The sequence below is a fragment of the Haladaptatus marinus genome, assembly GCF_051194195.1.
Map to the genome: position 1 here is coordinate 256,510 of NZ_JBLZNK010000004.1, position 11,553 is coordinate 268,062.

Here is an 11,553-nt window from a genome sequence, read left to right on the forward strand (position 1 = left end):
TGAGACAGGTGATTCCAACTCGCAGCCACTGAACGTAGTTTGTCGTGCCATCCATGTAGGTGCTAATTCCGACTACGAACTCGTCAACGCGAACTTTGAACGGGGAAATAAATGTGAGCAAATGTGTAATCAACAGCGAATTATTATACGATTGCCAGTAGTCGACAGGAAGACAGATGACGAAAAGACAGACTATGAGGCGACGAAATGTTCTCAAACTTGGTGGAGCCCTCTTTCTGACACCGACGTTATCGACGGTTGGAGGGGCTGAGTCCAGGAATATCGATGAAAAATCCGCGGGGGTACTGACGCAGATCGGGCGGTACGAGAGCGGAGTGTACAACGAAGATGCCGCGGAAATTCCCACCTACGACGCGAACACGGAGCGTGCGTTCGTCGTGGATGCAAACGAAACGGCCGTCGACGTCCTCAACCTCTCTGACCCGTCGGCCCCGACGCTGGTCGATTCGATTCGAATCACCGATGTTTGGAGCAACCCCGGCCCTGCCAACAGCGCTGCTGCTCGCGATGGCGTCGTTGCGGTCGCCGTCGCTGCCGACCCGGAGACCTTGCCGGGTCGAATCTTCTTTTACGATACTGAGAGCCTCGACCTTCTGAATTCGATAACCGTCGATATCCTCCCCGATATGGTGACGTTCACCCCCGATGGCAAGTCGTTGCTCGTAGCCTGCGAGGGCGAACCCAACGACTCGTACGACCGCGACCCACGTGGTTCGGTCAACATCCTTGACGTTTCCAGTGGTGTTCAAAACGTGGCCGTCTCGACCGCTGGATTCCAAAAATTCGATTCGGAAGCGGCGGCCCTCCGCAAGAAAGGCGTCCGCATCTACGGGCCAGACGCGACGGTTGCACAGGATCTCGAACCGGAGTATATCGCGGTCTCCGACGACTCCAAGACGGCATACGTCGTCCTTCAAGAAAACAACGCCATCGCCGTCGTCGATATCGACGCGGCGAGCGTCCGCGACATCGTGCCGCTCGGATGTAAGAATTTCTCGCTCCCGGGGAACGCGCTCGACGCTATAGACGATGGGAGAATCGATATCGAAACGCAACCGCTCTTCGGCATCTACCAACCCGACTCGATAGACGCGTACACGGTCGACGGAGAGACGTATCTGGTCACCGCCAACGAGGGCGACCCTCGTGGCTACGACGGGTTCACCGAGTTCGGCGTTCTCGTCGAGGAAAATGGAACCTTCGGACTCGACACGGACGATGACGGAGGTATCGACGTTTCAATCGACGAATCACGATTCGACCGGAGCACGCTCTCGTCATTGGAAGGGCTGGAAGTATCGACCGACCTCGGTGATGTAAACGATGATGGAAAACTCGAGGAGTTGTATATCTACGGCGGGCGTTCGTTCGCGATTTGGAGACCGACCGACGACGGTATCGAACTCGTCTTCGAAAGCGGCGACATGATCGAGAGCGTCATCGCCGACCTCATCTCGGATGGAACGTTCCCTGAAGCAGCCTTCAATACCGGTTCGGATTCGATCGAGCTGGACGAGGAGAGTCCAGCAGCCGGCCCCGAACCGGAGGGAGTGGCAGTTGGCAACGTCGATGGAATCGACTACGCGTTCATCGGTTTGGAGGAAATCGGCGGTATCATGGTGTTCGATATTTCTACCCCTCAAGAACCCGTGTTCATCGAGTACGCGAACAACCGGATATTCGATTTCGCCGAACTGGGATTAACCGGTTCCGACCCGGATCTCGCCGACGCGCTCGAAAGTGGTGAACTGGAAGCCGGTGCAGCCGGTGACCTCGCACCGGAAGGACTGACCTTCGTTCCCGCCGAAGATAGCCCCATTGATAACTCGCTTCTCATCGTCGCGAATGAGCTGAGCGGGACGACGACCGTTTACGAGGCCACGAAAATGTGACACAAGCTTTCAATCGCTGGTTCGAACTCGTATCGGATGACAGAAAATGGATGTGTTCGGTCGTTAGAGAGGAAGTGCCGTCGGTTCGCGGTACCTACTGCGTAGTTGTGCGTGGTGGTGTACTGATTCGGGTTCTATCCGCCAAAATTGACAGCGAGGTAGAACTTTATGATTTAAGAACCGGACTCCCGTAGAGAGTCCAGATATGGCCGAACGCGTTGCTACGCTCGACCACGAGCGATTCGATATCAGCCCACAACACGGGTTCCTTCCGGATGCCACCCCTCTCACCTCGTTCGGAACGGACGCCCAGCCGTTCTTACAGACTCTTGACGAAGTGGGCCACAACCTCCCCGAACTCCTCGAAGCCGACCGACTCAGGCCGAAGGTTCGCAGTCTTTCGGTACCACCAAGCGACGTATTCGACGAACTGACCGACCGCGAACTCGCCCGCGTCTACACCGTTTCCGGATTCGTTGCAAACGCGTACGTCAACAAGACCGACGCCACCACGGCCAAGACCATTCCTGCTGGTGTAGCGGTTCCCCTATACGAATCGACGAAACGACTGGGAGCGACGCCGGTTCTCTCCTACGACGGCTACGTCCTCTACAACTGGACCCGTGACGACCCGGACGGCGACATGGTGCCGCAGAACGTTCGGTCTGTCACGAATTTCTTCGCTCCGGGAGACGAACGGTGGTTCATCGCGATTCACGTCGCTATCGAACACCGGGCGGGGCCAGCGATAGCGGCTATCGGAGACGCACAACAAGGTGTTCTCGAAGACGACACCGACCGGGTTGAGAAGGCCATTCGAACGATGGAACGCTCAGTAGCGGATATCACGGACATCCTGAATCGAATGCCCGAGCGAAACGACCCGGAGATGTACGGGAAAGGGTTTCGACCCTATCTAAAGCCGCTCACCGGCGTCGAATACGAGGGCGTCCCGAACCTCGAGGGTCGCCAGTCGTTCCGAGGCGCATCGGGCGCACAATCGAGCATACTGCCAGCGTTGGACGCCGCGTTAGGTATCGACCACGGTTCCAATGCGCTCGTCGGACACCTCCGCGAACTCCGGAAAGATATGCCGACCCCACACCGGCAGTTCGTCGAGGCCGTCGAAGCAGGGCCGAGCATTCGGGAATACGTTTCGAACGGCGATGCCGAACTCCGCGAAGCCTACAACGACTGCATCGACAGCATGGTAACCTTCCGCGAGCACCACGTCAACGTCGTCGCGAAGTACATCGTCGGGCCGCTCGACGAGAGCAAAGGCACCGGCGGAACTCCGTTCAGCCACTACCTTGGGTCGTTCACCGACGATACGGAGGACTGTCGACTTTCGACCAGCTGACCGACTCGCCAATGACCGAGTCGCCGCGATAGACAAGTATCCAGAGAACCCCAAGACGACTCCGTTCGACTATTGAAATATCGATTCACGCGAAAGGCGGCTATTGAACTCGCGGATATCGCTACCCTGCAACGGGAGGACGACACGAGCGAGGAGGCAGGGATACACGACTGCCGATGTAGATTCCGCGTGGCCGAAACGCTCTTTGGGATATCCGTCGCTTTCGGACGCGTGACCTGCAATGGCTGAATGCCCGGTCTGTGGAATGGAAGTCGATGCGAACGACCCGCCCGCCCAAACCGAATACGAGGGTGAAATGTACGTCTTCTGTGAGGGGATGGGATGTAAGGAGAAGTTCGAAGACCATCCCGAACGGTACACCTAAAACCGCCTCCCATCGCCACCGACACGACTGAACGGGTAGGTGTGTTCACTTCACACCCGTCGGTGGGGAGGTGGATTTATGTCAGCAGTGAGCACAGATACCGATGAACATGAAGGACGTTCCACTGACGCATAGCGACCATACTTCGCAGACGGAGTCGGATTCCTAATGGTCGATTTTACGCTTGACGAGGAGACTCGCCTCGTCCTCGACAGTTTCGAGACGTTTCTCGACACCGAGGTCGGTCCTATCGAGGAGGCCCTGGGAGAGACGTTTGCAAACCCGCGGAAACGACGACAGGTCGACGGCCGTCCGGTCGAGGAAGTCGTCGAGGCCGTGCGAGAGATACGCCAGTTGAGCGCGGACGCTGGCTTCTACGCGATGACCATGCCGACGGAGGTGGGTGGTGAGGGGATGTCACTCGTCACGTGGTACGAGGCGAAGAAAGCCGCCGCGGCACACGAAAGCGAACTGGCTGGTCGGGCGCTCTCCGGCCCGGAAGGCCCGAAACCCCTGCTACTCAACGCCGACGCCGACCAACGCGAGCGGTACGTCGAACCGGTCGTGCGCGGGGAGAAATCCACGGCGTTTGCCCAGACCGAACCCGGAGCGGGGTCGGATTCCCCGAACATGACGACCACTGCAAGACGCGACGGAGATGAGTGGGTTATCGACGGAACGAAGCAGTGGATTACGAACGCTCCGTTCTGCGATTTCGCACAGGTGTTCGCGCGAACCACGCCCGCCGAGGACGCCGGTCGATATGGCGGTATCACTTGTTTCATCGTCGAACGCGACGAGTTCGAACTCGGAGCCATCAATAACGCCATCGGCGTCGGCGGTTGGAGGCGGAGATTCGTCTCGATAATGTTCGTCTCCCTGCCGACCGCGTCCTCGGTGACGTCGGCAGCGCGTTCTACGACGCGATGGAGTTCCTATCGCTCGGGCGTCTCGAACTCGGCGCGGAGGCCGTCGGACACGCCGAAAAACTTCTCGCGGCCGGATTCGAGCAGGCGAAGGCTCGCGAAGCGTTCGGTCGTTCCATCGGTTCGTTCCAACAGGTGTCGTCAAAACTGGCGAGAGGTCGCGCCAACGCGTATGCGGCGGACGCCGCTGGTCTCCGCTGTGCGTGGCGCATGGCGAACGACGAAGACGTAGTCGAGGATACGTCGATGTTCAAATGGTTCGCGACCAACGCGCTCTGGGAAATCGCCGACGATGTCGTCCAGGTTCACGGTGCGACCGGCGTCGCCGAAGATGCCGATTTCGCACGACTCATGGAGCGTGCGCGGGTTCTTCGTGTCGTGGAAGGAACAGACGAAATACAATTGAACACCATCGCACGGCAAAACGGCCTGTAGGGACGGCGTCGGTTCGATTCGTCGGTCGTATCCGCTACCTATCGTTTCCAGGGTGGTTCCTCGCGATTCATGAAGGCACCGAGGCCTCGCTGTCCTTCATCCGTCTGGGTTCGCTGGACGAGTTTATCGCCCGCGTTCCTGACCCATGCCTCAAAGAGCGAGTCCTCGACGCCGGTCCACAGGTCTTTCATCGCCGCGACCGACCCGGGGGCGGCGGCGGTCGTTTCGCGGGCGAGTTCACGTGCAACATCGTGGACTTGGTGGTCATTCACGGCGTAGTTCACGATGCTCCGTGCTTCGGCCTCGGTTGCGCCGACCCGGTTCCCCGTGAGCGAGAGTTCGAGAATATCCTTCCGCGAAAGGCTCAGCGCACCGTACGTTAGTCCGATTGGGGGGATGGCACCGATGAGCGCTTCCGGAATCCCGAACTCGCTTCCGGCGGCCGCAACCGCGAGGTCACAGAGCAGCACGATTTCACACCCGCCACCGGTCGCGACGCCATCGACCGCGGCAATCGTCGGTTTGGGATGGGTACGAAGTGCCTCAGCCGCCGGAAGGAGGGTTTCGTGAAAGAGTACCTCCGCTTCCTCGACGGACGACAGCTCGTGCATTTCGCCGATATCGTCACCAGCGCAAAAGGCGCGTCCAGCGCCTCGAACGATGGTTGCTCGAACATCGTCGTCCTCGGTGGCGCGTTCGAGTGCACGCCGAAGCCCGTTCCAACTCGCCGTCGTCATCGCGTTCAGCTTTTCCGGGCGATTCAGCGTGATGTACGCGATGAATTCGCGACGCTCGTAGTCGATAGGGCCAAAACTTGTCTGCTCGTGTGACCACTCGTAGAAGCCGTCACCCGTCGATAGTCCCAGCGTTCCCTCCTCGACCATCGTTTCGAGCAACCGATGCGGGCGGTACTCTTCCCACCCCGTTTCGGCGTGGAGTTCTTCCAGCGTCGCCACGATACGGTCGATGCCGTACTCGTCCGCGAATTCGAGAAGGCCACGAGGCCAGTTCATTCCGACTTCGACGGCGCGGTCGATCTCGGTTTTCGTGGTCACGTCGTTGGCCAGCAGCCACGCCGCCTCGTTGACGGCGGGAGCGACCATCCGGAGCGGGTTGAACTCGTACCGGCGTTCTCGCGGAATGTCGATTCGTGCGTACTCCCCTGGCTCGGGATACTCGTAAAACCCCACACCGGATTTCATCCCGAACTCCTCGGCGTCGTACTTCGCTTCGATGACGTCGGGAACGTGGAGGCTTACGTCGCGTTCTTGCATCGAGCGGGCAGCCAGTCGAAACACGTCGATGCCACTGAAATCGAGGAGTTCGAACGGCCCCATCCGGAATCCGAGACGGCGAACCGCCGCGTCGATGGTCTTCGTGTCGTACGAACTGGTGTCGTACTGGCGGAGCGCCTCGGTCCAGAACCGGAGATTGATGCGATTGAGGAGAAATCCGGGAACATCTTTTTCGACGAGAACGGGCGTCTTTCCGATAGCTTCTCCGAGTTCTCGTGTGAGTTCGAACGGCCGGTCGCCGGTTCGGTCGCCACGAATAACCTCGACGACCTCCATTAACTGCACCGGGTTCGAAAAATGCATCCCGACGACCCGTTCGGGACGGCTCGTCGCGGTGGCGATTTCTGTTATGGGGAGGGTGCTCGTATTCGACGCCAACACCGCACGCGCAGGGGCGTGTTCGTCGGCATCCCGAAACACCTCCCGTTTGAGGTCGATTCGCTCGGGAACCGCTTCGACCATGACATCCGTCCCGTCCAGTGCCGCCTGGCGGTCGGTCGTCAGGTGAACGTGTGACCGGACGGCATCGGGGTCGCCACCGAGTTGTTCGACGCTCGCCTCGATTTTCCGCATGGCGCTGTCAAGAACGTCGTCATCCACGTCCACAAGCGACACATCGTAGCCATGTATCGCGAACGTTTGTGCGATACCGTGACCCATGGTGCCCGCTCCGACGACCGTAACGTGCTGGATGACGTCAACGTTCACTGTTGACGCCCCCGTCCGTCGCAGTCCCGTGCACGTTTCGTCTCCGGTGCTGGTTCCGTCTCGCTGATTGTCGTGTGGTAGCAGACACCATTTAGTTCGTTTATTACATCACGATACGCCGCCAAAACAGTTTCCGAACCAAACGAAACGTGGACTGCGTTTTTGGACACCGACCGTAAGGTGAATTTTCCGGGAGGAGAGATTCTCACGCTGATTGTGTCCCTCCTGGCATTCGACCGAACTCCCGCACTGTGCGACGATCTGACGGGACAGAGAAATGGTCAAAAAACTAGTAATCCAGGGACGCTACTGTGCGGCCGTCGTCGCATTCTTTTCGTTCCGTTTGTCGGGTTCGTGTATCAACTCCGTCCAGTAGACCTGCCCGTCGTACACGGCGAGATACTCGCCCGTCACCCCGTCTTCTCAATCATCGACAGCCTCCTGTTGCCGAAACAGTTCGACCAGTGACCGGAACGCATCGGACGGAGCGTTTCCTCGCTCGACGTTGTAGCCATGACCCTCGGTGGCTCGTTCCACGAGTTTCCGCTCCGCATCGACGAGTCCGGAAATCGTGAACGAGTATCGGTCACGAAGTTGCCGCCCGTACGTTTCGATGGTCGGTGCGACCTGGTCGGCCGTGTAGCGGTACGTTTTGAGCGTCGCGTCTTTCGAATTCGAGTCAGTTATCGAAAACCGTGCTCGTCGGCCAGCGGGCCACTCGATAACAGGGTAGTCGGGCGTCGGCACGAGCGCTGATGAACTTGCCCCCCGAAACGTACCGTGACCAGTATCCGACGGCGCTCTCCGGCGGCCAGCAGCAACGCGTCGGCGTCGCACGCGCCCTCGCCGCCGACCCCGACGTGATTCTGATGGACGAACCGTTCGGCGCGCTCGACCCCATCACGCGGTCGGAACTACAGGACGAGTTCCTCGAAATTCAGGAGCGCATCGACACGACGATTCTGTTCGTCACGCACGATATCAACGAGGCGTTGAAGATGGGCGACAAAATCGCCATCTTCGACGTCGGCGAACTCGTTCAGTACGGGACGCCACAGGAAATCCTCGCGAACCCCGCGAACGACTTCGTGGAGCAGTTCATCGGCTCCGACCGGACGCTCAAAGAACTCCAAATCACGCCCGTCAAAGACATCATGCGCTCGGAGGATTCCGAACGGGAACCGACCACGGCCGCAGTCGATGGCGGTACGGAAGCCTCGAAAATCACGACCACATCCAACGTTCACGTCTCGCCGGGCGACAGCGCGGACATCGCGCTGTCGCGAATGATCGAAACCGACACCGAGGCGCTCCGGGTGGTCGATGACGGTGACGTCGTGGGCGTGGTCACGGAACGGGATATCCGCGACTATCGAACCGCAACCGAGGTGGGTGCGTAGTATGGGTGCCATCGGGACGCTGAATGCGGCACTCTCGTATCTCCTCTCGCACTTCGACACCTTCCTCACGCTGTTGCGAGAGCATCTAACGCTCGTCCTCGTGTCGGTCGCGCTCGCAATCATCGTCGCGGTTCCGCTCGGCATCGCGGCGACGAGAAACGACCACGCGAAACGGGTCGTGTTGGGCATCGGGAACGTCGCACAGACGGTGTCGACGCTCGCGATTATCGCCCTCGTCTTCCCGCTCCTCGGTCTCGGATTCCTGCCGTCGATGGTCGGCCTGTTCACCTACGCGCTGTTGCCGATTCTCACGAACACGGTCACCGGCCTCGAAAACGTCGATGAAAGCACGGTCGCCGCGGCACGCGGCATGGGAATGACCGAAAACCAAATCCTGCGGAAAATCAAGCTGCCGCTCGCGCTGCCCGTCATCTTCGCCGGAATCAGAACCAGCGCCGTTCTCAACGTCGGCACCGCCTACCTTGCCTTTTTCATCGGCGGGGGCGGCCTCGGCGTGTGGGTGATAACGGGTATATCCCTGTTCGACACCCCGCAACTGCTCGCGGGCGCGATTCCCGGTGCGCTGTTGGCTATCGGCCTGGATTCGCTGTTCGCGCTCATCGAAGAACGACTCGGCAACGATTCGCTGCAAGACCAGACGGTCGTCGCCGGGTGAGCCGTCAGTCCGGGCGAATCCACGCGAGCGTCGCACCCGCTCCGAACTCGTCGTTTTCGGCGAGGACGATTTCGTCGAGCGTCCCCGTCACCGGCGCTGTAACGTCGATGCTCACCTTTTCGATTTGGAACTCGCAGATGTCGTCACCGGCATCGACGTGACTCCCTTCGGTCACGAACCAGTTGACGACGACCGCCTCGTCCTCCTCGGCATCCGCGGGCCACACGTCGGTCGTCGAGACCGCGACGCGGTCGGAGTTCGAGTTCATGTGTCCGAATGGATGGTGCGAACGGCGTCGATGATATCGTCGGTTCCCGGAATCACTTCGTTCTCCAGCGGTCTGGCGTACGGCAGTGGCACGTCCGGAACCGCGATTCGTTCGACGGCGTCGAGGTCGGCGAGGGACGATTCCGCGACGCCCGCGATGATTTCGCCGGTAACACCGAACGACCGGTAATCTTCATCGACGACGACCAGGCGGCCGGTTTTCTCGACCGACTCCCGAACGGTGTCAGTGTCGAGCGGAACGAGCGTTCGGAGGTCGATGACCTCGGCGTCGATACCGTCGTCGGCAAGCGTGTCGGCCGCGTCCAGTGCCCGGTGGACGTGCAGGCCGAGGGTGACAACGGTGACATCGTCACCCTCGCGTTTGACATCGGCGCTGCCGAACGGAATCGTGTAGTCGTCCTCGGGAACAGCCGTCTTCGGCCCGTCCGGAGCGGGCATCCAGCCGATTCCCATCAATCGCTTGTGGAACAGATAGACGACCGGGTCGTCGTCTCGGATAGCGTTGTGCATGAGGCCCTTCGCGTCGTACGCCGTCGACGGCACGACGACTTTCATTCCGGGGAGATGCGCGAACATTCCGTAGAGCGTCTGAGAGTGCTGTGCGGCGTCGTTGTAGGTTCCGCCAACCGCCGTCGTGAGCACCATCGGAACGCTCACCGACCCGCCGCTCATGTAGGTGTTTTTCGCCATCTGGTTGTAGATCTGGTCCATGCAGACGCCGAAGAAATCGACGAACATGAGTTCGGCAATCGGCCGCATTCCCTCCTGTGCCGCACCGACGGCGGCCCCGATGTAGGCCGTCTCGCTGATGGGAACGTCCATGATTCGATCGTGGCCGAACTCGTCGAGCAGGCCGTCAGTACTGTCGAAGATGCCCCCGTAGTCCGCGACGTCCTCGCCCATATAGAAGACCTCGTCGTTTTCGCGCATCTCGTAGGCGATGGCCTCGACCATCGCCCGGCTCATCGTCAACATCCGCTCGGATTCCTGCTCGCGTTCTTGCTGAGCCATCAGTCGTCACCTCCCGTCGTCCGCAGTTCGGTGGCTGGTTCGGTGTCCGTCACTCCGGACGGCGGGTTCGAAAAGACGTCCTCGTAGGCCTCCTCCGGATCCGGTTCGGGTTGGTCTTTCGCCCACTCGATGGCTTCCTCGACGCGGTCGTGGGCACGGGTGTGAATCTCCTCGATAGTCTCGTCATCGACATCATGGGCGCGGAGATCGTCGGCGAGGCGTTCGATGGAATCCCGTTGCTGTGCTGCTTCAGCGTCCGTCTCCGGGCGATAGCTCTCGGGGTCGCCCATGAAATGACCCATGCGCCGGTGCACCTGCACTTCCAGGAGCGTCGGCCCGTTTCCATCGCGGGCACGACCGACTGCCTCTTTTGCAGTCTCGTAAATCGCAACGGCGTCGTCGGAATCGACGCGGACGCCGGGAAGGTCGAAGCCGTCCGCCCGCTGGGCACCGTTTTCCACGTCCGTGACCCGTTCTTTCGGCATACTGATGGCCCAGTCGTTGTCCTCGATGACGAACAAGACCGGCAAGTTCTGGACGCTCGCCAAGTTGAGCGACTCCAAAAACGCACCCTGGTCAATGGCACCTTCCCCGAGGAACGCGACGGCGACGCTGTCGGTGTTTCGCTTTTTGGCGGCCAGTCCCGCGCCGACTGCTGGGGGACATCCTTCCGCGATAATGCCGCTACACGCGAACTTCACGTCCGGGTCGAACAGGTGCATGTGACCGCCCTTTCCCTTGCAGAGGCCGGTTTGTCGACCGAAAATCTCGGCCGTCATCCGTTTCAGGTCGACGCCCTTCGCGATGGCGACGTGGTGGGGCCGATGCGGAGCCGTGACCGTATCGTCGTCGCGAAGATGTTGACACACGCCAGCGCCCGACGCTTCGTGCCCCGCCGCGAGATGAAGTTCACCCGGAATCGGCCCCGCCGAGATGTCGAACGCGGGTTGTTTCCCTTCCAAGTACTCCTCCTGCAGGCGCTCCTCGTAGTAGCGCGCCGTCACCATATCCTCCAGCATTTCGTGTAATTCGTTAACAGCTACCATGTTATTTCCCGTAAGGGTAACACCGCGAATCGAGAAATAGCTAGGGATGGGTGCGCGGGGCGGTTCACGGGAGGAACGGGAAAATCGCGATTGCGACGAATCATCCACGC

9 protein-coding genes and 2 pseudogenes are annotated in these 11,553 nt (G+C 60.0%); 6 read left to right on the forward strand and 5 right to left on the reverse strand.

The window, feature by feature from the left end:
• Positions 1 to 194: 194 nt before the first annotated feature.
• From ACN2TU_RS15200 to ACN2TU_RS15215, 4 genes and pseudogenes are all read left to right on the forward strand, one after another.
• Positions 195 to 1,913 (forward strand): choice-of-anchor I family protein, encoded by a 1,719-nt coding sequence (locus ACN2TU_RS15200; protein WP_435156526.1) that lies wholly within the window; start codon positions 195 to 197, stop codon positions 1,911 to 1,913.
• Between the two features lie 205 nt (positions 1,914 to 2,118).
• On the forward strand, positions 2,119 to 3,273 hold the full coding sequence (locus tag ACN2TU_RS15205; protein ID WP_435156527.1) for a PrnB family protein: 1,155 nt from the start codon (positions 2,119 to 2,121) through the stop codon (positions 3,271 to 3,273).
• A gap of 241 nt (positions 3,274 to 3,514) precedes the next feature.
• Entirely contained in the window at positions 3,515 to 3,658 is a 144-nt protein-coding gene (locus tag ACN2TU_RS15210) for a YHS domain-containing protein (RefSeq protein ID WP_435156529.1), read from the forward strand.
• Between the two features lie 168 nt (positions 3,659 to 3,826).
• A pseudogene (locus ACN2TU_RS15215) lies at positions 3,827 to 5,019 on the forward strand (acyl-CoA dehydrogenase family protein).
• Between the two features lie 38 nt (positions 5,020 to 5,057).
• Here the strand turns inward: ACN2TU_RS15215 and ACN2TU_RS15220 are convergent.
• Both ACN2TU_RS15220 and ACN2TU_RS15225 read right to left on the reverse strand, forming a co-directional pair.
• Entirely contained in the window at positions 5,058 to 7,022 is a 1,965-nt protein-coding gene (locus tag ACN2TU_RS15220) for a 3-hydroxyacyl-CoA dehydrogenase/enoyl-CoA hydratase family protein (RefSeq protein WP_435156530.1), read from the reverse strand.
• A 423-nt stretch (positions 7,023 to 7,445) separates the two neighbouring features.
• Positions 7,446 to 7,769 (reverse strand): hypothetical protein, encoded by a 324-nt coding sequence (locus tag ACN2TU_RS15225; RefSeq protein ID WP_435156532.1) that lies wholly within the window; start codon positions 7,767 to 7,769, stop codon positions 7,446 to 7,448.
• 5 nt (positions 7,770 to 7,774) lie between these two features.
• Here ACN2TU_RS15225 and ACN2TU_RS15230 point away from each other — a divergent pair.
• Positions 7,775 to 8,422 (forward strand): annotated as a pseudogene (locus tag ACN2TU_RS15230) (ATP-binding cassette domain-containing protein); the annotation flags it as partial.
• 1 nt (position 8,423) lies between these two features.
• Complete coding sequence (locus tag ACN2TU_RS15235; RefSeq protein ID WP_435156533.1) at positions 8,424 to 9,098, forward strand: ABC transporter permease; 675 nt, start codon at positions 8,424 to 8,426, stop codon at positions 9,096 to 9,098.
• 4 nt (positions 9,099 to 9,102) lie between these two features.
• On the opposite strand, the gene ACN2TU_RS15240 is transcribed toward ACN2TU_RS15235, so the two are convergent.
• The 3 genes from ACN2TU_RS15240 to ACN2TU_RS15250 are packed head-to-tail and all read right to left on the reverse strand — an operon-like array spanning position 9,103 to position 11,416.
• A complete protein-coding gene (locus tag ACN2TU_RS15240) occupies positions 9,103 to 9,366 on the reverse strand; it encodes a lipoyl domain-containing protein (RefSeq protein WP_435156535.1) in 264 nt (87 codons plus the stop codon).
• The gene (locus tag ACN2TU_RS15245) at positions 9,363 to 10,397 is read right to left on the reverse strand and encodes an alpha-ketoacid dehydrogenase subunit beta (RefSeq protein ID WP_435156536.1); all 1,035 of its coding nucleotides are present in this window, start codon (positions 10,395 to 10,397) and stop codon (positions 9,363 to 9,365) included. The genes ACN2TU_RS15240 and ACN2TU_RS15245 overlap by 4 nt, the downstream gene beginning before the upstream one ends.
• Positions 10,397 to 11,416 (reverse strand): thiamine pyrophosphate-dependent dehydrogenase E1 component subunit alpha, encoded by a 1,020-nt coding sequence (locus ACN2TU_RS15250; RefSeq protein ID WP_435157042.1) that lies wholly within the window; start codon positions 11,414 to 11,416, stop codon positions 10,397 to 10,399. The genes ACN2TU_RS15245 and ACN2TU_RS15250 overlap by 1 nt, the downstream gene beginning before the upstream one ends.
• Positions 11,417 to 11,553 lie beyond the last annotated feature (137 nt).